The organism is Streptomyces sp. NPDC021093 (assembly GCF_044333135.1).
In the GTDB taxonomy this organism is placed as follows: domain Bacteria; phylum Actinomycetota; class Actinomycetes; order Streptomycetales; family Streptomycetaceae; genus Streptomyces.
This window is the reverse complement of sequence record NZ_JBIRQJ010000014.1, coordinates 25299-46823: the sequence shown is the minus strand read 5'-3', so window position 1 is coordinate 46823 and position 21525 is coordinate 25299. Positions and strand designations below refer to the sequence as shown.

Genomic DNA, 21525 nt, shown 5'->3' with positions numbered 1-21525 from the left:
AGCAAGGGAGCCGGGGGCTCAACGGGCTTTCACGGTCGGGGAGTTGCGAGGCGCTGTACCGCCGCCATCGGTACCGGCAGCCAGTCCGGCCGGTGCCGGGCCTCGTACAGCACCTCGTAGACGGCCTTGTCGGTCTCGTACGCCCGCAGCAGTACGGGCTGCTCGCGCGGGTCGGTGCCGGAGGCGGCCGCGTACCCCTCGCAGAAGGCGGTGCGGCAGCGGTCCGCCCACGCCGGGTTCCACGGCTGGTTCATCCGCGCCGCGTAGTCGAAGGAGCGCAGCATGCCCGCCACGTCGCGTACGACCGGCTGCGGCTGACGGCGTTCGGTGATCGGCTTCGCGGGCTCGCCCTCGAAGTCGATCACCGACCACTCGCCGTCCCGGCCGTGCAGCGTCTGGCCCAGGTGCAGGTCGCCGTGGACGCGCTGGGCGGTCACGACCGGTCCGGCCGCGCCCAGTTCCCGTACGGCGTCGAAGGCCGACCGCAGGCCCGGCGCGTACGGCAGCAGGGCGGGCACCGCCTGCACCGCCGCCTCCAGGTGCTCGGTCATCCGGTCCGCGACCACCTCCGCCTGCGGGCGGCCGAGCGTGAGCGTCGGCAGGGTACCGGCGAGCGCGGTGTGCACTTCGGCGACCGCCTGCCCCAACTCCCGTGCCTCCGGGGCGAATTCCCAGCCGATGGACAGCGACTTGAGGGCCAGCTGCCAGCCGTCCTGCGCCCCGTCCAGGAACGGCTGGAGCAGCCCGAGCGTGAACGGCTCGAAGAGGTCGTCCGGGTTCGCCCCCTCGAACCAGGCGACCGGGGCCGGCACCCGCGCGCATCCCTCGTGGGCGAGGGCGAGCGGGAGTTCCAGATCGGGGTTGGCTCCCGGATGGACCCTTCGGAAGACCTTCAGGATGTACGAATTTCCGTACACCAGCGAGGAGTTGGACTGCTCGGCGGTCAGGGGGCGCGCGGTGAGACCGGTCGGGAAGGTGGCGTCGGGGTCCTTGCTGAACCGCAGGGAGCCCAGTGTGCCCGGCATGCGCAGCCGCTCCAGGAGCAGCCCGGCCAGCTTCGGGTCGGCGAGGCCCTCGTACAGGGTGTGACCGGCCAGCGGCCCCTCCCGCACCCGGCCGATCAGCGCCGGTGCGAGCGCGGGCGGCAGCGACCTGCGCACCCCGAGGAACACCTGGTAGCAGTCGACGGGCGGCGGGGGGCCGGGGGACTGCGGGGGCACCACGGGCTGCTGTGTCCGTACGAGCAGATGGAGCAGCCCCGGCGAACCGGTCAGCGGCAGCAGCTCCGTCGCCGACACCAGCGTGAAGCCGGTCACCGGCCGCCCCTTGCCCGCGAACCACCGCTGCCGGGGCAGCCATTCGTGCAGCAGCGGGGCCAGTGAGGCGAGCAGTGCGGACGAGGCGTGCGGGACGGGCGGTGACGTGAGTGGAGAGGTGAGCGGCGAGGCGGAAGCAGCCTCCGACATGGCATCGCGTCCTTTCCCCGGGCACACGGAATGCACAGAGTGTCCCGGATTACGGCAAAGCTGTCCGGTTGTACGGGACGTGTCGGGTACGCGTTGAGGGGGAGGGTGCCCCCGGCGGGACGGCGGAAACCGTACGCCGGGGGCACCCGCCCCTCAGCGCCGCGGCTTCGGCGGCCGGACCAGCGAGGTCTGGCTCTTGCGCAGCCGGAACCAGTAGAAGCCGTGTCCCGCCAGGGTCAGCAGGTACGGCAGCTCGCCGATCGCGGGGAAGCGGACCCCGCCGATCAGCTCGACCGGATGGCGGCCGTTGAACATCTGCAGGTCGAGCTCGGTGGGCTGGGCGAACCGCGAGAAGTTGTGCACGCACAGCACCAGGTCGTCCTCGCCCTCCACGGAGCAGGGCGCCTCGCGGAGGAACGCCAGCACGGCCGGGTTCGACGACGGCAGCTCGGTGTACGAGCCGGTCCCGAAGGCCGGGTTCTGCTTGCGGATCTCGATCATGCGCCGGGTCCAGTGCAGCAGCGACGACGGCGAGGTCATGGAGGCCTCGACGTTGGTCACCTGGTAGCCGTAGACCGGGTCCATGATCGTGGGGAGGGAGAGCCGGCCGGGGTCGCAGGAGGAGAATCCGGCGTTCCGGTCGGGCGTCCACTGCATCGGGGTGCGTACCGCGTCGCGGTCGCCGAGCCAGATGTTGTCGCCCATGCCGATCTCGTCCCCGTAGTAGAGGATCGGCGATCCGGGCAGCGACAGCAGCAGCGCGGTGAACAGCTCGATCTGGTTGCGGTCGTTGTCCAGGAGGGGGGCGAGGCGTCGGCGGATGCCGATGTTGGCGCGCATCCGCGGGTCCTTGGCGTACTCCGCGTACATGTAGTCGCGCTCTTCGTCCGTGACCATTTCGAGGGTGAGCTCGTCGTGGTTGCGCAGGAAGATGCCCCACTGGGCACTGGACGGGATCGCCGGGGTCTTGGCGAGGATCTCCGAGACCGGGTAGCGCGACTCGCGGCGCACCGCCATGAAGATGCGCGGCATGACGGGGAAGTGGAACGCCATGTGGCACTCGTCCCCGCCCTTCTCGAAGTCGCCGAAGTAGTCGACGACGTCCTCGGGCCACTGGTTGGCCTCGGCGAGGAGCACCGTGTCCGGGTACGAGGCGTCGATCTCCTCCCGCACCCGCTTGAGGAACTCGTGGGTGCGGGGCAGGTTCTCGCAGTTGGTGCCCTCCTCCTGGTAGAGGTACGGCACCGCGTCGAGGCGGAAGCCGTCGATGCCCAGGTCCAGCCAGAAGCGCAGGGCGGAGACGATCTCCTCCTGCACCATGGGGTTCTCGTAGTTGAGGTCCGGCTGGTGCGAGAAGAAGCGGTGCCAGTAGTACTGCTTGCGCACCGGGTCGAAGGTCCAGTTGGAGGTCTCCGTGTCGACGAAGATGATCCGGGCGTCCTGGTACTGCTTGTCGTCGTCGGCCCAGACGTAGTAGTCGCCGTAGGGACCTTCGGGGTCGCTGCGGGACTGCTGGAACCACTCGTGCTGGTCGCTCGTGTGGTTCATGACGAAGTCGATGATGACGCGCATGCCGCGCTGGTGCGTGGCGTCGACGAACTCGACGAAGTCGGCGAGATCGCCGAACTCGGGGAGCACGGCGGTGTAGTTGGAGACGTCGTAGCCGCCGTCGCGCAGCGGCGACATGAAGAACGGCGGCAGCCAGAGGCAGTCGACGCCCAGCCACTGGAGGTAGTCCAGCTTGGCGGTGATGCCCTTCAGGTCCCCTACTCCGTCGCCGTTGCTGTCCTGGAAGGACCGGACGAGGACTTCGTAGAAGACCGCGCGCTTGAACCACTCGGGGTCGCGGTCCTTGGCTGGGGTGTCCTCGAAGGTGTCGTGGACGGGCTCGTTGACGATCATGTGGGTGACCCTCCGGTCAGCGGGGACGGTCGCAGGGTCACGATGTGCGCGGGCGCGTGGCCCGGCTCCAGGCGCACATAGCTGGCCCTGCCCCAGTGGTAGGTCTCGCCGGTGAGCTCGTCGCGCACCGGGACGGCACTGTGCCAGTCGTGGCCGAGTGCCGGCATGTCCAACGAGACCGTCGCCTCCTGGGTGTGGTGAGGGTCGAGGTTCACGACCACCAGAACGGTGTTCGAGGCTCCATCACCCCCGGTGGTGTCCGTGGTGCCGCCGCGCTTCGAATACGCGATCACCGCCTCGTTGTCCGTGGGGTGGAAGTGGATGTCCCGCAGCTGCTGGAGCGCCCGGTGGCGTCGCCGCAGCCGGTTGAGAGTGGTGATCAGCGGGGCGATCGACCGGCCCTCGCGCTCCGCCGCCTCCCAGTCGCGGGGCTTGAGCTGGTACTTCTCGGAGTGCAGGTACTCCTCGCTGCCGTCCCGGAGCGGGGTGTTCTCGCACAGCTCGTAGCCCGCGTACACACCCCAGGACGGAGACAGGGTCGCGGCCAGCACGGCCCGCACCTCGAAGGCCGGGCGGCCGCCGTGCTGGAGGTAGGCGTGCAGGATGTCGGGGGTGTTCACGAAGAAGTTGGGGCGCATGTACGGGGCCGACTCGTGCGCCAACTCCAGGGCGTAGTCGGTGAGTTCCTGCTTGGTGTTGCGCCAGGTGAAGTAGGTGTACGACTGCTGGAAACCGATGGCTCCCAGGGTGCGCATCATCGCGGGCCGGGTGAACGCCTCGGCCAGGAAGATCACGTCGGGGTCGGTGCGGTTGATCTCGCCGAGCACCCGCTCCCAGAAGACGACCGGCTTGGTGTGCGGGTTGTCGACCCGGAAGATCCGTACGCCGTGGCCCATCCACAGGCGCAGGATGCGCAGCGTCTCGGCGATCAGACCCTCCATGTCCCGGTCGAAGGCGATCGGGTAGATGTCCTGGTACTTCTTCGGCGGGTTCTCGGCGTACGCGATCGTGCCGTCGGCCCGGTGGTGGAACCACTCGGGGTGCTCGGTGACCCAGGGGTGGTCGGGGGAGCACTGGAGGGCGAAGTCGAGGGCCACCTCCATGCGCAGGTCACGGGCGGTGGCGACGAAGTGGTCGAAGTCCTCGAAGTTGCCGAGGTCCGGGTGGACGGCGTCGTGGCCGCCGTCGGCGGAGCCGATCGCCCACGGCACGCCGACGTCGGAACCGGTCGCGGAGAGCGTGTTGTCGGGGCCCTTGCGGTAGGTGGTCCCGATGGGGTGGACGGGCGGCAGATAGATCACGTCGAAGCCCATGGCGGCGACGGCGGGCAGCCGCTCGGCGGCGGTACGCAGCGTTCCGCTGACCGGCTCGCTGCTCCCCGGAACGCCACCTTCGGGTGCTCTTGCGCCCTCGGAGCGCGGAAAGAACTCGTACCAGGAACCGAAGAGCGCGCGCGGCCGTTCGACCAGCAACGGCAAGGGATCGGAGGTGGAGAGGGGTTCGCGCAGGGGGTACCGGCGAAGGGCGGCGTCGACCTCGGGGACGAGGGCGGCGGCCAGCCGGGCGGGGGCCGGGCGGCGGGTGTCGCGCAGGGCGTCCGCGGCGGCGAGCACGGCCTCGCGACCGTCCTTCTTCGGGACCCCGTCGGCGGCCCGTTCGTACAGCTCGGCGCCCTCGGTGAGGACGAGTTCGGTGTCCTGGCCCGCCGGGATTTTGATCCCGGCGTGGTGGCGCCAGGTCGAGACGGGATCCCCCCACGCCTCGACGGCGTACGACCACATGCCCACGGAGTCGGGGGTCACGTCGGCGCCCCACCGGTCGGTGCCGGGGGCGAGTTCACGCATCGGAGTCCACGGGCCCGGACGGCCCACGGGATCGAGGAGGACCACATTGGCGGCCACGGCTTCATGGCCTTCGCGGAAGACGGTGGCAGAGACCTGGAACGTTTCTCCTGCCACCGCCTTGGCCGGCCTTCGCCCGCGGTCGATCGCGGGAAGGACGTCCAGGACGGGGATACGACCGATCATGGGCTCACCTGTGGGTCGATGCTCAACGGGGGCTCTTAGCAGGGTGCACTCTTTGTAGCTGCTCGTCGCTCTCCGTGCTCGACTTGCGGGACACGGGTTGTGCGGGTGGTCGTACGGGTGCTCTCTTCACGGGTACCGGGGGAGGCTTCCCCTACACCTCCCGGCATCAATCCGGTGCCGTGTTAACTACCGCCGCGTAACGGCGCGCGCAAGGCGTGAAGGGCCGAATGCACAGCCGAAAACCGAGAACGGAGACAGCGGCGGAACACAGCGGCGGAACGCGGCGACGGAAAACAAAGGGGCCCCGCCGTTCCCGGCGGGACCCGCTTGCTCAACCTTCAGCCATACCAGCCGATTTGGTAACCCGTCTGTCTCACGGGCGGGGGTTGTTGACCTGAAGCAGCCGGTTCGGCGAGCCGAGTCCGGCCCACTGCACCTTGCCCCCGACCGCCCGGTCGGTGAGTGCCTTGCCGACGTCGGCGGGCGCGGCCCACGCATGATCGGCGAGGTAGAGGGCCGCCGCACCGGACACGTGCGGGGCCGCCATCGAGGTGCCCGAGAAGGTGGCCTTCGCGGTGTCGTCGGTGTTCACCGCCGACGTGATGTCCACCCCGGGGGCGAACAGGTCCAGCCCTCCGCCCCAGTTGGAGAAGCTCGCCCGGACGTCCCTGGCGTCGCTCGCGCCGACCGTGACGGCCTCCTGGACCCGGCCCGGCGAGAAGAGGCTCGCGGGCAGTCCGTCGTTCCCGGCCGCGACCACGAAGGTCACCCCCGACCGGATCGCGTTGCGCACCGCGGCGTCGAGCTGGGCGTTGGCCACGCCGCCCAGGCTCAGATTGGCCACGGCGGGCTTCCGCGCGTTCTTGGCCACCCAGTCGATTCCGGCGATGACCTGGGCCGTCGTCCCCGACCCCGCGGCGTCGAGCACCCGCACACCCACCACGTCGGCCTTCTTCGCCACACCGTACGCAGCGCCCGCGGCGGTCCCGGACACATGCGTGCCGTGGCCGTTCTCGTCCTGGGCGACGGCGTCGTTCTGCACGAAGTCCCAGCCGTTGGAGGCCCGCCCGCCGAAGTCCTGGTGGGAGGTGCGGATTCCGGTGTCGATGACATACACGTGGACACCCGCACCGGCGCTCTCGGGCCAGGTGTACGACCTGTCCAGCGGCAGGTGGTCCTGGTCGATCCGGTCGAGTCCCCAGGACGGCGGATCCTGCTGGGTGTGACGCAGCGACACGGTGGTGTCCTGCGCCACCGAGGCCACCCGTGGGTCCGCCGCGAGCCGCCCTGCCTGGGCCGAACTCGCCCGCACCGCATACCCGTTGAGCGCACTGCTGTACGTGTGGCGGATTTTCGCCCCGTACCGCGCGGCGACGGCCCGGCCCGCCGCGGACGGAGCCTGCACGCCCCCCGCCCCGCTCCTGAGAGTGACGATGTAGCTGTTGCCGACGGAACCGGCCGACCCGGCCCCCAGTATTCGCCCCTCGGCCGCCGGGGCACGAGCGGCCGAGGCGGCCTGGGCGGGCAGTGCGACGGCCGAAGCGACCGCCGCCGTGGTGACGGCGACAGCGGCTCCGGCCAGCCGCATGCGATGACGACGCGACAGTGCCATGTGCGAGGTTCCCCTCCTCGATCCGACGCCCGCACCGCGCGGCCGACCCGCTCGGGGCCCGGTTGGATCCGGTGGTCTGCCGAATTCCTCCGTATGTCCGCAGCGCGCGCACTTGTCAGCCTCTCGTGCGGTGTGAACCGCAACAAGACCACCGGAGGGGGCGGAATCGGCCATATCGCTCGTGCGGGAAACGTGCCGGAAGGGCTCGCGGCGGCGCTCAGGTACGCCCTCGGCCCCCACCCGCCGGTTGTGCGCCGTGGCACGGAGAGACGGAAGGGAACTACCGTCGGGAAAGAGAACGGGCGCGCCTTGGAGCGGCGCGCCCGGAACTGCTACCCCTGCGAAGGTGGTCACTTGAGTCCTCCCCCGGCCGCAGCAAGGGGATTCCTGGCTCACGCTGCCCGAGGTCCCTGCGGGACGTCGGGTCTTCCGCGATCAGCACCAGCCGGGTTGAAACCAGCCCGGTTTGGAACGGCAAAGCGATAAGGAGCTGTGCGTGCTTGGTTCTCGCTACGCACCCGCACATCGTACCCACGCCCGTGGAGTGCCCCGCCCCGTTGGGAGGTCCTGGTGAAGGCAATCCGTCGGTTCACCGTGCGTCCCGTTCTTCCCGATCCGCTCCGGCCGCTCAGCGATCTCGCCCGCAATCTGCGCTGGTCCTGGCACACCGAGACCCGGGAGCTGTTCCAGTCCGTCGATCCGGAGGGCTGGCAGGCCTCGGGGGAGGATCCGGTACGGCTGCTGGGGACCGTGTCCGCCGAGCGGCTGGCCGCGCTGGCCGGGGACCGGCGGTTCCTGCGGCGGCTCGGCGCCGTCGCCGACGACCTCGCCGACTACGTGGGCGGGCGCCGGTGGTACCAGGGACAGGAGGGGCCGGACGGGCAGGCCGGGGCCGAACTGCCGTCGTCCATCGCCTACTTCTCGCCCGAGTTCGGCGTCACGGCCGCGCTGCCGCAGTACTCGGGCGGCCTCGGCATCCTCGCCGGGGACCACCTCAAGGCCGCCAGCGACCTCGGTGTGCCGCTCATCGGCGTCGGCCTGCTCTACCGGCACGGCTACTTCCGCCAGTCGCTCTCCCGGGACGGCTGGCAGCAGGAGCACTATCCGGTGCTCGACCCCAACGAACTGCCGGTGAGCCTGCTCAGGGAGGCCGACGGGCACCCGTGCCGGGTCTCGCTGCGGCTGCCCGGCGGGCGCTCGCTGCGGGCCCACATCTGGCAGGCGCGCGTGGGGCGCGTACCGCTGCTGATGCTGGACTCGGACGTCGAGGAGAACGGCCCCGGGGAGCGCGACGTCACCGACCGGCTGTACGGCGGGGGGAGCGAGCACCGGCTGTTGCAGGAGATGCTGCTGGGCATCGGCGGGGTGCGTGCGGTGCGTGCGTACTGCCGGATCACCGGGCATCCGGAGCCCGAGGTGTTCCACACGAACGAGGGCCACGCCGGGTTCCTGGGCCTGGAGCGGATCCGCGAACTCGGGCGCACGGGCCTCGACTTCGACGCCGCGCTGGAAACCGTGCGGGCCGGGACCGTCTTCACCACGCACACCCCCGTGCCCGCCGGCATCGACCGCTTCGACCGCGAGCTCGTCGCCCACCACTTCGGCGACGACGGCGAACTCGCCGGGGTCGACGTTGAGCGGGTCCTCCAGCTCGGCATGGAGACCTACCCCGGCGGCGAGCCCAACCTCTTCAACATGGCCGTCATGGGCCTGCGCCTCGCCCAGCGCGCCAACGGCGTCTCCGTACTGCACTCCTCCGTGAGCAGGGGGATGTTCGCCGGGCTCTGGCCCGGGTTCGACCCCGACGAGGTGCCGATCACCTCCGTCACCAACGGCGTGCACGCCCCCACCTGGGTCGACCCGGAGGTCTTCCGGCTGGGCGCCAGGCAGATCGGGGCGGGCCGCACCGAGGACGCGCTGTCCGTCGGCGGCTCGACCCGCTGGGACGCCGTCGCCGACATCCCGGACGACGAGATCTGGGACCTGCGCCGGGTGCTGCGGGAGAACCTGGTGCACGAGGTACGGTCCAGGCTGCGCGCCTCCTGGCTGCAACGCGGCGCGGTGGAGGCCGAGTTGGGGTGGATCGACGGGGTGCTGGACCCCGACGTCCTCACCATCGGCTTCGCGCGCCGGGTCCCCTCGTACAAGCGCCTCACCCTCATGCTGCGGGACCGCGACCGGCTGATGGAGCTGCTGCTGCACCCGGAGCGCCCCATCCAGATCGTCGTCGCGGGCAAGGCCCACCCGGCCGACGACGGCGGAAAGAGGCTCGTGCAGGAGCTGGTGCGGTTCGCGGACGACCCCCGGGTCAGGCACCGGATCGTCTTCCTCCCCGACTACGGCATGCGGATGGCGCAGAAGCTGTACCCGGGGTGTGATGTGTGGCTGAACAATCCGCTGCGGCCGCTGGAAGCGTGCGGGACGAGCGGGATGAAGGCCGCGCTCAACGGCTGTCTCAACCTGTCCGTCCTGGACGGCTGGTGGGACGAGTGGTTCGAGCCGGACTTCGGCTGGGCGATCCCCACCGCCGACGGGGCGGCCACCGAGGAGGACCGGCGCGACGACCTTGAGGCGAACGGCCTCTACGACCTGATCGAACAGCGGGTCGCCCCCCGCTTCTACGAGAAGGGGCGCGGGCAACTGCCCGACCGCTGGATCGAGATGGTCCGCCAGACCCTGGTGACACTGGGACCCAAGGTGCTGGCCGGGCGGATGGTGCGCGAGTACGTGGAGCGGCTGTACGCCCCCGCGGCCCGCGCCCACCGGGCCCTCGGGCCGGACGGGGCACGGGAGCTGGCCGCCTGGAAGGCACGGGTGCGGCGCGCATGGTCCGGCGTCGCCGTCGACCACGTCGAGGCGCTCGCCCCCACCGCCGTCAACGGCACGGCCGAGCTGGGCTCCACGCTCTCGCTGCGCGTGCGGGCGGAGCTGGGGGATCTCGGGCCCGACGACGTCGAGGTGCAGGCCGTCGCGGGGCGCGTGGACTCCGAGGATCGGATCGCAGGGGCGCAGGTCTTTCCGTTGAAGCCTGCGGCGGGGCCGGATCTGGAGGGGCGGTGGACCTACGAAGGGCCGCTTGCTCTCGATCGGGCGGGGCCGTACGGGTACACGGTGAGGGTGCTGCCTGCGCATCGGCTGCTGGCCAGCGGGGTGGATCTGGGGTTGGTCGTGCTGCCTACCGAGGCTACGGGGGAGGGGGCGGGGGTGTTGATGAGGTAGGGGCTGGGGGTCATGCGGGTGCTTCGTGGCTGGTCGCGCCCATGCGGCGGAGCCGCATATCCAGTGCAGCCCCGCGCCACTGTGGGGCGCGTTCTTCCTCGTTGGGGACGTCGTCCGTCAGGGCTTTTGAGGTCAGGGTGTTGTTGGTGAAGCACAGGCGGTACACCGGGGTGAGTTTGTAGCGGTCGGTGCGGAAGTACGTGCAGTCGTCGGCTCCGGCGGGTTCGGGGCCGATGCCCGGTGGCGGGCCGTCCAAGGGGTGGTCGGGCAGGAGTGCTTCCAGCGCGGCCCGCTGCCGGCCGAGCTTCACCCGGTCGAACTGGTCGGGGGTGAGCACCGACCGGGACGCTCCGTACTCCTGGTAGACCAGCATCAGCGACCCGAGCACCGCGACCACCACCGTCGGCGCGACGATCGCCTGCACCAGGCCGCGCCGTACGTGGCTGCGGGCCCGGCTCAACTCCGTTGCCGCGACCGGGGCCCGGGGCGGCAGCGGGCGTGGTGTTCCGGCCAGCGGGAGGCGGGCGGTCACCTCGAAGCCGCCGTCCCCGGTCGGCCCGTGCGTCAGGGTGCCGCCCGCGAGCCGCACCCGCTCGTCCAGGCCGACCAGGCCCGTACCGCCGGAAGCGGTTCCCGGTGAAGAGGGTGCGGGGGAGGGGGAGTTGGTGACCCTCACGGTCACCGCCCGCGCTTTTTCGTCCCGGGCGAGAAGGACCCGTACCGGTGCGCCGGGAGAGTGTTTCGTCGCGTTCGTCAGGGCCTCCTGGGCGACCCGGTGGACGGCTCGGGCGACCGGTGGAGGCGGTGTCAACTCGCCACCGGACTCGGTGAGTTCAACCGTGAGGCCGGACGCGGCGGCCCGCTCCACCAGCTCCGGTACGGTCTCGTAGGCGGGCGTCGTCGGGGCGGGCTCGCCGTCCGCCCGCAGTACTCCGACGATGTCCCGCAGCCGGGCCGTGGCATCGGCGGCGGCCCGGCGCAGCTCACCGGCCGCCTCCTGCTCGGCCCGCGGCAGGGCCCGGCTGACCTCCAGGGCGGCGGCCCGCACCGCGATCAGCGACAGGTCGTGACCGAGCGAGTCGTGCATGTCGCCCGCGATCCGGGACCGCTCCCGCAACCGCTCGCGGTCCGCGACGGCCTGCTGCTCGCGTTCCATCCGCTCAGCCAACTCCCATCCGTTGGCGACGAGTTGTGCGTAGCGGCGGACGTACCTGCCGATCAGCCACGGAACCACCACCTGGAGCAGCAGCGACGTCAGCTGGGCGAACCACACCCACAGCTTGTCGTCGTACGTCAGGCTCAGTGCGAGCCCTGCCGCCCCGTACCCGGCGAAGACCAGCACGGCGGGCCGCACCCGGGCGTCCCCTCTGCCCGCGAGGAAGGCAAAGACGCACATCGCCACCGTGTACGACTGGGTGAACAGCTCCGGACTGCGCAGGGCGCTGCACACCACCACGATCGTCAACGAGACGAGCGGTGCGACGCGGTGGAGCAGCACCCCCGCCCCGAGCGAGACGACGCCTGCCACCACCAGCGGCCAGGAGACGCCGTCGTTCGGGTCCCCCTTCATCAGCACGAAGAAGCTCAGGAAGGCCCACAGGGCGAGGTCCAGGAGCAGGGCCCGCCGGCTGGGGCGGCGCAGAGCAGAGAGGGCACGCATACCAGGAAACGTAAGTGGTGCCCGGGACCGCCGTCGGTCCCGGGCACCACTTGCATGTCCTGCATGTCCTGCATGTCGTTCAGGGGTCGGACTTCAGCGTCCGGACCTTGGCGTGCGGACCCCGGTGGATCAGAAGGTGAGCTTCCACCCGTTGATGTAGCCGGTGTCCTGCGCCGCCTTGTCCTGCACCCTGAGCTTCCAGGTGCCGGAGGCCACCTCGGTGGAGGCGTTGACGGTGAACTGCTGCTTCACGTTGTCCGCGGAGTCGCCGGAGCTGGTGCCCTTCAGCAGGTAGACCGTGCCGTCCGGGGCGACCAGGTCGACCTGGAGGTCACCGCGCCAGGTGTGGACGATGTCCACGTCGACCTTGAGGGTCGCCGGGGCGTTGCCCGTCTTGGTGACCGGGATCGAGGAGGTCACGGCCGCACCGTTGTCCGGGATGGCCACGTCGGTCTGGCTCTCGAAGACCGTGCCGCCCGGGTCCGGGTCGCCGGGGCGTGCCCCGACGTTGATCGCGGCCCAGGCGTTCTCCACGCCCTTGACCTCGGCGCTGGCCGCACCGTACAGCTCGGTCGCGGCGGCGACGGTGCCCTTGCGGGCGTCCGCGTAGTTGGTGCTGGCCGTGAACTTCGAGACCAGCGCCTTGAACCAGATCTTCTCGGCCTTGTCGCGGCCGATGCCGACGACCGGCTTGCCGTCGGAGGTCGGCGAGTCGTACGAGACCCCGTTGATGACCTTCGCACCGCTGCCCTCGGACAGCAGGTAGAAGAAGTGGTTCGCCGGGCCCGACGAGTAGTGGACGTCGATGTTGCCGATGCCCGAGTACCAGGCGTCCTTCGACGCGCCGTCCTTGCTCGGCTTGTCCATGTAGCGCAGCGGGGTGCCGTCGCCGTTGATGTCGATCTTCTCGCCGACCATGTAGTCGCCGACGTCCTTGGTGTTGGCCGCGTTGAACTCGACGGCCGCCGCGAAGATGTCGGAGGTCGCCTCGTTCAGGCCGCCGGACTCACCGCTGTAGATCAGCTTGGCGGTGGCGGCGGTGACGCCGTGCGTCATCTCGTGCGCCGCGACGTCGATCGAGGTCAGGGGCTTCTGGTTGCCCTGGCCGTCGCCGTACGTCATGCAGAAGCAGGAGTCCTGCCAGAACGCGTTGACGTAGGCGTTGCCGTAGTGGACGCGGGAGTACGCGCCGACGCCGTCACCGCGGATGCCGCTGCGGCCGTGCACGTTCTTGTAGTAGTCCCAGGTGAGACCCGCACCGTACGCGGCGTCCGCGCCGGCGGTCTCGCGGTTGGCGGGGGTGCCGTCGCCCCAGACGTCGTCAGGACCGGAGAAGAGGGTGCCGGTGCCCGACGAGCCGCCCTTCAGGTCGTACGTCTTGTGGCCGCCGCGGCCGCCGTCGGTCAGGTTGAACGTCGAGCCCGACTGGGTCGAGCCGACGGTCACCTGCCCGCTGTACTGGGTGTTGCCGACACCGTTCTCGACGGCCTGCCACTCGTGCAGCTTCTTGCCGGTGGCGGCGTCGGTGACGACGTGCAGCTCGTTGGGGGTGCCGTCGTGCTGGAAGCCGCCGACGACGGTCTCGTACGCGAGGACCGGTGCGCCGGTGCCCATCCACACCACCTGGCGCGGGGCGATGGACGCCTTGGTCTTGTCGGACCCCTCCGCCTTGGCGAGGCCGAGTGCCTGCTTCTCGGCGGCGGCCGGGGCCACCTTCGCGGCGGCCGCGATGCCCTGGAGCTTCGCGGTGTTGGAGCGCGAGACGCCCTGCGTCTTGGTGGCCTTGTCCTTCTTGACGATCAGATCGCCGCCGAGGACGGGGAGCCCGCCGTAGGTGCGCTCGTACCGGGTGTGCGTGGTGCCGTCCACGTCCTGGACGACATCGCGGACGACGAGCGCTTCCTTGGCGCCGAGCCCGAGCTCCTTGGCGGTGACCGCCTTGGTCTCGTTGGCCTTGGCCAGCAGGACCGCGCGCTGCGCGGGGGTGAGCTTGGCGGGCTGGGCGCCGGGGTTGGGCTTGGCGGCAGCACCGGCGGGGGCTGCGGTCCACGGGTCGTCGGCGGCGGCGGAACCGGCCTGGACGCCGACGAGAAGCGCTGCGGCGGCGACGAGTGCGCCGGTCGCTGTGGCGCGCTTGCGATGCGTGGATCTCACGCGAACTCCTTCTGCGAGGGGGGTACCGGCAGGCTGGGTCGGGCCGGCCGGGTCGAACTTGCAGAGCAGGCAGAGCAGTTGGTGCGTGGAACGACGGAAGAGTGACAGCCGGACCCGCCCCCTGTCAGGACCCCGTCAACAACTTGGCCGGAAGCGTTCCGTTGCCCGAATGGTCATGTTCGGTATCCGGATCGTTTGCCGGTGCGTAAGGAAAGCGACGCGGGAAAACCCACCTCGAACGGGCTTACGGGTGGGTGTCCTGTGCAGCGCGCGCTGCCTTCGCAAAGCCCACCCGAATCACGCCGTGTGCGGACGCCCGGAGGGAGAGCCTCCACGTAGGGGTCGCAACATCCCCGCATGGCTGAAAACGTGTGCCTGGTGAGCCGAAAAGTGTTGCGGGCGTGTGAAGTTGAGGCTGTGTCGCGACCTTACTCGTGGGGTTGTGGGGGCAGCGTGAAGGGGTGTGGGTGGTCGCCCGGCACGCTGCCCCCTGTGCGGCCGGCGTCAGAGGCGGCCGGTGACGCGGGTCGGAGTGACGCGCACCGTCACGAAGTCCGAGGCCGCCGACGAGGGGTTGACCTCGGCGAACGGGCGGCCCGTGTGCGCCAGCGAGAGCGTGTTGGCCAGGGAATGGTCCGGGTCGGGGGTCAGGGTCGCCGTCCCCCGGATCTCCGCGTACGCGTAGGGGTCGTCCGGGGCGGTGACGAGGACGGTGACCCGGGGGTCCCGGGACAGGTTCTTGCCCTGGAGACGTTCGACGGTGGTGGAGAAGAGCAGGTCGTCGCCGTCCCGCGTCACCCAGACCACGGTGAGGTGCGGCCGGCCGTCGGGCAGGAGGGTGGCCACCGTGCCGAACGCCGGTGAGGTGTCCAGGTGTTGCTTCAGGCCGGCGGAGAGGCGCGGCGCGGGGTGCGGTTCGGGGCGCGGGGCGGAGGCGCTGGTGTCCACGGGTCAGACGCCCGCGGGCTCGGCGGCCGGGACGAGCAGGGCGGCGAGCTCGTCGAGGAGGGCCGAGGCCTCGGCCGTCAGCTCCGGGGTGGGCGGGAAGGTGTTCGTGGCGCGGTCGATCAGGCCCTCGATGCCGGGGACGGACACCGAGCGGTCCGCCGTGCGGAAGCCCACCCGGTCCAGTACGGGACGGATCATCTCGATCGCCGGAGCGCCGCCCGTCGGCCCCGCGCTGTAGCTGATCAGGCCCACCGGCTTGTCCTTCCACTCCGCGAAGAGGGAGTCGATCGCGTTCTTCAGGGGAGCGGTGAAGCCGCCGTTGTACATCGGCATCACGAAGACGAAGGCGTCGGCGGGGGAGATCCGCTCGCTCCAGGCCTGGGTGGTCGCATGGGCGTAACGGCCCGTCGACGGGTACTCCGGTTCGTCCAGGAAGGGCAGCGCGACCTCGCCCAGATCCACCGTGGTGACCTCGAACTCAGGGCGTGCGGCGGCGAGTTCGGCGACCCAGCGGGCCAGCGGGCGGCCGGAGGAGGTCGGACGGGTGCTGGCGGAGAAGACGTACAGCCGAGAAGACATGGGGAAGTTCCTTCGTGAGTGGGTGAACAACGGAAATCAGGGGGTCCGGGGAGTGCGCGGGGCGAGGGCGAGGAGGCGCAGGGCGGGCTGTGTCAGCGGGCCGATCGCCACCGCGAACAGCACCGTGCCGACGCCGACCGTGCCGCCCAGCAGCCAGCCTGCGAGCAGGACCGTCAGCTCGATGCCGGTGCGGACCGTGCGGAGGGAGAAGCGGTACCGGGCCAGGCCGGTCATCAGGCCGTCGCGGGGTCCTGGGCCGAGCCCCGCGCCGACGTACAGGCCCGTCGCCAGCGCGTTGAGCACGATGCCGGAGAGCAGCAGGGCCGTGCGCACCGCCACCCCGTCGGGCTGGGCCGGGAGCAGGGCGAGCGTCCGGTCCGCGACCAGTCCGACGACGAGGATGTTGCCGACCGTGCCGATCCCCGGGCGCACCTTCAGCGGCAGCCAGGCGAGGAGCACCAGCACGCCGGTGCCGGTGACGACCAGCCCCAGGGGGATCCCGGTGCTGCGGGAGAGGCCCTGGTGGAGCACGTCCCAGGCGGAGGCGCCCAGGCCCGCGGCGATCATCAGGGCCATGCTGATGCCGAACAGGGCGAGACCCGCGGCGAGTTGGACCGTGCGGCGCGTCAGGGAAGGGGCCGGTGGGCCCTGCTGGTCCCGCGTCCCGCCTGTCACCGCACCCCCCATTTGGTTGACGTGTCATCGATCACGGTAGAGGTCGATTCAATGACGTGTCAACCAAATCTCGGTACGCTGCGACATGTGACCCCCTCCTCCCCGGACCCCTCCGCGACCTCCTCGCAGACCCCCTCCCCGGACTCCTCCCCGGACTCCTCCCCGGACTCCTCCCCGGACTCCTCCGCGGATCCGCAGCCCCGCTGGCTGACCGGATCGGAGCAGCGCGCCTGGCAGGCGTACCGCCGGATGCACCTGCTGCTCGGCGGGCGGATCTCCCGCGATCTCGCCGCGGACAGCGGGCTGTCGGACGCCGACTACGACGTGCTCTCCCATCTGGGCTTCTCCACCGAACACCGGTGCCGGATCAGTGAATTGGCGGACCGGATGCTCTGGTCGCGCAGCCGCCTCTCGCACCACCTGAAGCGGATGCAGCAGCGGGGCCTGATCGTGCGGGAGGGATGCGCGTCGGACGCGCGGTGCGCGGAGGTCGTACTCACCGACGACGGGCTGCGCACCCTCCACGAGGCGGCCCCGCCGCACGTCGAGTCGGTGCGCCGCGGCTTCGTCGACCTGCTGACGCCCGAGCAGCTCGCCGCCTACGCGGAGATCGGCGAGATCGTCGTACGGCACCTCTCGGACGGGAAGGAGCCGCGGCCCCCCAAGTGCGCGGAGGGACCGGGGGGCCGCACGGCCTCGCAGCCCGAGGGCCGGTGATCGGACCGGTCAGACCAGACTGTCCCGCCACGCCCGGTGCAGATCGGCGAACCTGCCCTCGCCGCCGATGAGTTCGGCCGGTGCGCCGTCCTCGACGATCCGTCCGTGCTCCATCACCAGCACCCGGTCCGCGACCTCCACCGTGGACAGCCGGTGCGCGATGACGACCGCGGTACGGCCGTTCAGCACCGTGTGCATCGCCTGCTGCACCGCCCGCTCGCCGGGGATGTCGAGCGAACTGGTCGCCTCGTCCAGGATCAGCACGGCCGGGTCCGCCAGCAGCGCCCTGGCGAACGCCACCAACTGCCGCTGGCCCGCGGAGATGCGCCCGCCCCGCTTGCGCACGTCCGTGTCGTAGCCGTCGGGCAGCCCCACGATGAACTCGTGCGCGCCGATCGCCTTCGCGGCCTGCTCGATGTCCTCGCGGGTCGCCTCCGGGCGGCCGATCGCGATGTTCTCGGCGACCGTGCCGGAGAACAGGAACGCCTCCTGCGTGACCATGACCACCCCGCGCCGGAGCTCCGGCACCGGCAGGTCGCGCAGATCGGTGCCGTCGAGCAGCACCCGCCCCTCGGTCGGGTCGTAGAACCGGGCCAGCAGCTTCGCCAGCGTCGACTTGCCCGCACCCGTCGAGCCGACGACCGCGACCGTCTCCCCGGCGGCCAGGGTCAGGTCGAAGCGCGGCAGCACCTCGCCGCCGGTGCGGTAGGCGAACCGTACGCCGTCGAACTCCACGCCGCGGCCCGGGTGCGCGGAGTCCTTGGCCGGGAGGGTCCTCGGCTCGGCGGGCTCAGGGACCGTCGGGGTCTGCGCGAGCAGTCCGGCGATCTTCTCCAGCGAGGCCACCGCCGACTGGAAGGCGTTGAGGAACATGCCGAGCCGGTCGATCGGGTCGTACAGCCGCCGCAGATACAGGACCGCGGCCGCCAGCACACCCAGGGCGAGGGTGTCGTCGGCGACCCGGTAGGCGCCCCAGAGCACGATGCCCGCGACGGCGGTGTTCGCGACGAGGCGGGAGCCGGTCACGTACCGCGCCATCTCCAACAGGCCGTCGCCGTTGGAGAGTTCGTGCTTGCGGTTGAGCGCGGCGAACGCCTTGTCGTTGGCGCGCTCGCGCCGGAAGGCCTGCACCGGGCGGATGCCGTTCAGGGTCTCCGCGAACTTCACGATCACCGCGGCGACCGCCGTCGACCGGCGGCCGAAGACGACACCGGCCCGCCGCTGGTACAGCCGCACCAGCAGATACAGCGGTACGAACGAGGCCACCGCGACCGCCCCGAGCCCGAAGTCCAGCCAGAGCAGCATCGCCGAGATGTACACGAAGGCGAGGACGACACCGATCAGCTCCTGGAGCCCCTCGGCGAGCAGCTCGCGCAGCGACTCGACGTCGGTGGTGGAGCGGGAGATCAGCCGGCCCGAGGTGTAGCGCTCGTGGAAGTCCACGCTGAGCGCCTGCGCGTGCCGGAAGATCCTGCCGCGCAGATCGAGCAGTACGTCCTGGCTGACGCGTGCGGACGTACGGAAGAAGGCGTACTGGAGCAGGCCGGAGGCCACCGAACAGACCAGGTAGCCGACCCCGACCGCGATCAGCGGCCCGTAGTCCTCGCGCCGGAACGCGGGCACGCCGCGGTCGATGGCGTACGCGACCAGCAGCGGTCCCGCCTGCACGGCGGCCTGCTGGAGGAGCAGGAAGAAGACGGAGACGAGGACGTACCGGCGACGCGGCCGCAGCAGCGAACCGAGCAGGTGCCAGGTGGCGCCGGGCGGTGAGGGGAGGTCGTCCTGGTCGAAGGAGTCGGGGGAGGCGGGGGAGGCGGGGGAGGCGGGGGAGTCGGGGGATGCGGGGGATGCGGGGTCGGACTTCGGCCGGGTCTCCGCGGACCTGGACGTAGCCTCGGACTTGGGCTGGGACTCGGACTCGGGCTCGGACTTGGGCCTGGAGTCGGCCTCGGCGGCCCCGCCGGGCTTCTTCGTGGCGCCGGGCGACTGGCCCTGATCGATGGTGGTCACGCGTCCGCCCCTTCGTGAAGACTCTTCCCGGTCGGCCGGGCTCCGGGTATCCCGCCCGTTTCGGCACCGGCACCGGCACCGGCACCGGTACTCGCGTCCGCGCCCGACATCAGCCACGCGTACTCCGCGTTGTCCCGCAGCAGTTCGTGGTGCGTGCCCACCGCCGCGACGCGGCCGCCGGACAGCAGAGCCACCCGGTCGGCCAGCATCACCGTGGACGGCCGGTGTGCCACCACCAGCGCCGTGGTGTCGTCGAGCACCCGCCGCAGCGCCGCCTCGACCAGCGCCTCCGTGTGCACGTCGAGTGCCGAGAGCGGGTCGTCGAGCACCAGGAAGCGCGGGCTGCCCACCACCGCCCTGGCCAGCGCGAGCCGTTGCCGCTGCCCGCCGGAGAGGCTGAGCCCCTGCTCGCCGACCTCGGTGTCCGCGCCCTCGGGCAGCCGGTGCACGAAGTCGGCCTGGGCGATGCCCAGCGCGCGACGCAGCTCGTCGTCACCGACGTCCGTTCCGCCCGCCCCCATCAGTACGTTGTCCCCGACCGACGTCGAGAACAGCGTCGGTTCCTCGAACGCCACCGACACCAGAGAGCGCAGCTCCTCGCGGGGCATCGCGGCGATGTCCCGCCCGTCGAGCGTGATGCGCCCGCCGGTCACCTCGTGCAGCCGGGGCACCAGCGCGGTCAGCGTGGTCTTGCCCGACCCGGTGGCCCCGACCAGCGCGAGCGTCTCGCCCGGCCGGATGTGCAGGTCGATGCCGTTCAGCAGGGGTACGGAGTCGGCGGGCGCGTCCGGGTACCGGAACTCGACGCCCTCGAACCGAAGCCCACCGGCTCCGGCCCCGGTCTTCTCCCCGAGCCGAACTTCCCCCTCCTCCCCTTCCTCGGTCTCCTCCGCCACGTCCATCACCTCGAAGTACCGGTCCGTCGCCGTCGCCGCCTCCTGGCACATCGCGAGCAGGAAGCCGAGCGACTCCACCGGCCAGCGCAGCGCCAGCGCCGTCGACAGGAACGCGACCAGCGTGCCCGCCGACAGACCCCCGTCGGCCACCTGGATCGTGCCGAGCACCAGCGCCGCACCGATGGCGAGCTCCGGGATCACCGTCATCAGGCCCAGAACGCCCGCGAGGAGCCGTGCCTTGTGCAGCTCCGTTCCGCGCAGCCGCAGCGACAGTTCACGGAACGCGGTCGCCTGCGCCCGGTGCCGGCCGAAGCCCTTGATGATCCGGATGCCGAGCACGCTCTCCTCGACGACCGTCGTCAGATCGCCCACCTGGTCCTGCGCCTTGCGCGACACCAGGGCGTACTTCACCTCGAAGAGCGCGCACAGGACGATCAGCGGAACCACCGGCAGCATCAGCACAAGACCCAGCGACCATTCCTGCATCAGCAGGATCACGAACCCCACCAGGATCGTGGTCCCGTTGACGATCAGGAACGTCAGCGGGAACGCCAGGAACATCCGGATCAGCATCAGGTCCGTCGTACCGCGCGACAGCAACTGCCCCGAGGCCCACTTGTCGTGGAACGCCACCGGCAGCCGCTGTACGTGCCGGAAGAGATCGGCCCTCAACTGTGCCTCCACCGAGGCGAGAGGCCGCGCGACCAGCCAGCGCCGGAACCCGAACAGCAGCGCCTCGACGATGCCGAGCCCGAGCAGCGCGCCCGCCCCCAGCCACACCCCGCCCGGATCGCCTTCCGCGATCGGCCCGTCGACCATCCATTTCAGGACAAGAGGGAAGAGCAGGCTCAGACACGAGGCCACGATCGCGACAATTGCCGCACTGGCCCAGCGAGTTCGGACCGGTCTGACATAGGGCCAGAGCCGCAGCAGGGCACGTATGGCGGAGCGTTTGGGCGCGGGGGAGGTGCGTGTACCGGTCATCGGCCCGAGCCTACGAGCCGCCTCCGACATAGCCCAGTGAGTATTCGAGGCACGACGCGACACGCGCTACGTCCCCGGACCGCGAGCCGTCCGCCCCTCCCGGGACCGCTTTCGTGAGCAGTGCGCACCTCTGGGCCGCCCGCGGGAGCGTCCGTCCCGTGGGGCGCCCTCTGGATACGTATGTCCGCACCCCGAACCGTCCCCGGAGGCCCGTCCGCCCCCGATGCCGTGCCAGCGTCTCGTACGCACGTACCCCGTGCGTCCCCTGGGTTCGTACGTTCGCACCCCGTGCCGTCCCCGGAGGCCGCCCGCCCCCGATGCCGTCCCGGCGTCTCGTGCGCACGCACGTCATGCCGTCCCCGGAGTTCGTACGTCCGCCTCCCGTACCGCTCCGGGGAGCCGCCCGCCCTCGATGCCGTGCCAGCGTCTCGTAGCACGTACCCCGTGCGTCCCCCGGGGTTCGTACGTTCGCACCCCGTGCCGTCCCCGGAGGCCCGCCCGCCCCCGATGCCGTCCCGGCGTCTCGTGCGCACGCACCTCATGCCGTCCCCGGAGTTCGTACGTCCGCCTCCCGTGCCGCTCCGGGGAGCCGCCCGCCCTCGATGCCGTGCCAGCGTCTCGTAGCACGTACCCCGTGCGTCCCCCGGGGTTCGTACGTTCGCACCCCGTGCCGTCC

At 71.1% G+C, this 21525-nt stretch carries 13 protein-coding genes; 2 read left to right on the top strand and 11 right to left on the bottom strand.

Annotated features, from left to right (window positions below; translation table 11 throughout):
- Positions 1-29: 29 nt before the first annotated feature.
- The 4 genes from ACH4SP_RS35425 to ACH4SP_RS35410 all read right to left on the bottom strand — a co-directional run bounded on the left by ACH4SP_RS35425 (position 30) and on the right by ACH4SP_RS35410 (position 7007).
- Entirely contained in the window at positions 30-1466 is a 1437-nt protein-coding gene (locus ACH4SP_RS35425) for a maltokinase (protein ID WP_398421290.1), read from the bottom strand.
- A 153-nt stretch (positions 1467-1619) separates the two neighbouring features.
- Positions 1620-3368 carry a maltose alpha-D-glucosyltransferase gene (gene treS / locus ACH4SP_RS35420; protein WP_398421288.1) on the bottom strand — a complete coding sequence of 583 codons (1749 nt, stop codon included), beginning with the start codon at positions 3366-3368 and terminating at the stop codon, positions 1620-1622.
- Entirely contained in the window at positions 3365-5395 is a 2031-nt protein-coding gene (locus tag ACH4SP_RS35415) for an alpha-1,4-glucan--maltose-1-phosphate maltosyltransferase (RefSeq protein WP_398421286.1), read from the bottom strand. Before ACH4SP_RS35415 ends, treS begins: the two co-directional genes overlap by 4 nt.
- A 373-nt stretch (positions 5396-5768) precedes the next feature.
- Positions 5769-7007: a S8 family peptidase gene (locus tag ACH4SP_RS35410; RefSeq protein ID WP_398421284.1), complete on the bottom strand. Its 1239-nt coding sequence runs from the start codon at positions 7005-7007 to the stop codon at positions 5769-5771.
- Positions 7008-7577: 570 nt separating this feature from the next.
- Here ACH4SP_RS35410 and glgP point away from each other — a divergent pair.
- A complete protein-coding gene (gene glgP, locus ACH4SP_RS35405) occupies positions 7578-10226 on the top strand; it encodes an alpha-glucan family phosphorylase (protein WP_398421282.1) in 2649 nt (882 codons plus the stop codon).
- Positions 10227-10236: 10 nt separating this feature from the next.
- Here the strand turns inward: glgP and ACH4SP_RS35400 are convergent, their stop codons facing one another.
- The 5 genes from ACH4SP_RS35400 to ACH4SP_RS35380 all read right to left on the bottom strand — a co-directional run bounded on the left by ACH4SP_RS35400 (position 10237) and on the right by ACH4SP_RS35380 (position 16242).
- Entirely contained in the window at positions 10237-11886 is a 1650-nt protein-coding gene (locus tag ACH4SP_RS35400) for a sensor histidine kinase (RefSeq protein ID WP_398421280.1), read from the bottom strand.
- Positions 11887-12015: 129 nt separating this feature from the next.
- On the bottom strand, positions 12016-14040 hold the full coding sequence (locus tag ACH4SP_RS35395) for a M4 family metallopeptidase (protein WP_398421278.1): 2025 nt from the start codon (positions 14038-14040) through the stop codon (positions 12016-12018).
- A 504-nt stretch (positions 14041-14544) separates the two neighbouring features.
- Positions 14545-14988 (bottom strand): PPOX class F420-dependent oxidoreductase, encoded by a 444-nt coding sequence (locus ACH4SP_RS35390; protein WP_398421277.1) that lies wholly within the window; start codon positions 14986-14988, stop codon positions 14545-14547.
- Between the two features lie 3 nt (positions 14989-14991).
- Complete coding sequence (locus ACH4SP_RS35385; protein ID WP_398421275.1) at positions 14992-15567, bottom strand: NADPH-dependent FMN reductase; 576 nt, start codon at positions 15565-15567, stop codon at positions 14992-14994.
- 36 nt (positions 15568-15603) lie between these two features.
- Positions 15604-16242, bottom strand: coding sequence for a YitT family protein (locus ACH4SP_RS35380; protein ID WP_398421273.1), 639 nt, complete (start codon positions 16240-16242; stop codon positions 15604-15606).
- Between the two features lie 87 nt (positions 16243-16329).
- Here ACH4SP_RS35380 and ACH4SP_RS35375 point away from each other — a divergent pair, with 87 nt between their 5' ends.
- Entirely contained in the window at positions 16330-16959 is a 630-nt protein-coding gene (locus ACH4SP_RS35375) for a MarR family winged helix-turn-helix transcriptional regulator (protein WP_398421271.1), read from the top strand.
- A gap of 9 nt (positions 16960-16968) precedes the next feature.
- Here ACH4SP_RS35375 and ACH4SP_RS35370 read toward each other — a convergent pair whose 3' ends face one another.
- Entirely contained in the window at positions 16969-18969 is a 2001-nt protein-coding gene (locus tag ACH4SP_RS35370; protein ID WP_398421269.1) for an ABC transporter ATP-binding protein, read from the bottom strand.
- On the bottom strand, positions 18966-20849 hold the full coding sequence (locus tag ACH4SP_RS35365) for an ABC transporter ATP-binding protein (RefSeq protein ID WP_398421268.1): 1884 nt from the start codon (positions 20847-20849) through the stop codon (positions 18966-18968). Before ACH4SP_RS35365 ends, ACH4SP_RS35370 begins: the two co-directional genes overlap by 4 nt.
- Positions 20850-21525 lie beyond the last annotated feature (676 nt).

What these genes read in the sequence shown, in the direction of transcription:
- ACH4SP_RS35425 (WP_398421290.1), bottom strand. Translation starts at nt 1,466, where the DNA reads ATGTCGGAGGCTGCTTCCGCCTCGCCGCTCACCTCTCCACTCACGTCA.
- ACH4SP_RS35365 (WP_398421268.1), bottom strand. Translation starts at nt 20,849, where the DNA reads ATGACCGGTACACGCACCTCCCCCGCGCCCAAACGCTCCGCCATACGT.
- treS (WP_398421288.1), bottom strand. Translation starts at nt 3,368, where the DNA reads ATGATCGTCAACGAGCCCGTCCACGACACCTTCGAGGACACCCCAGCC.
- ACH4SP_RS35400 (WP_398421280.1), bottom strand. Translation starts at nt 11,886, where the DNA reads ATGCGTGCCCTCTCTGCTCTGCGCCGCCCCAGCCGGCGGGCCCTGCTC.
- ACH4SP_RS35410 (WP_398421284.1), bottom strand. Translation starts at nt 7,007, where the DNA reads ATGGCACTGTCGCGTCGTCATCGCATGCGGCTGGCCGGAGCCGCTGTC.
- ACH4SP_RS35385 (WP_398421275.1), bottom strand. Translation starts at nt 15,567, where the DNA reads ATGTCTTCTCGGCTGTACGTCTTCTCCGCCAGCACCCGTCCGACCTCC.
- ACH4SP_RS35415 (WP_398421286.1), bottom strand. Translation starts at nt 5,395, where the DNA reads ATGATCGGTCGTATCCCCGTCCTGGACGTCCTTCCCGCGATCGACCGC.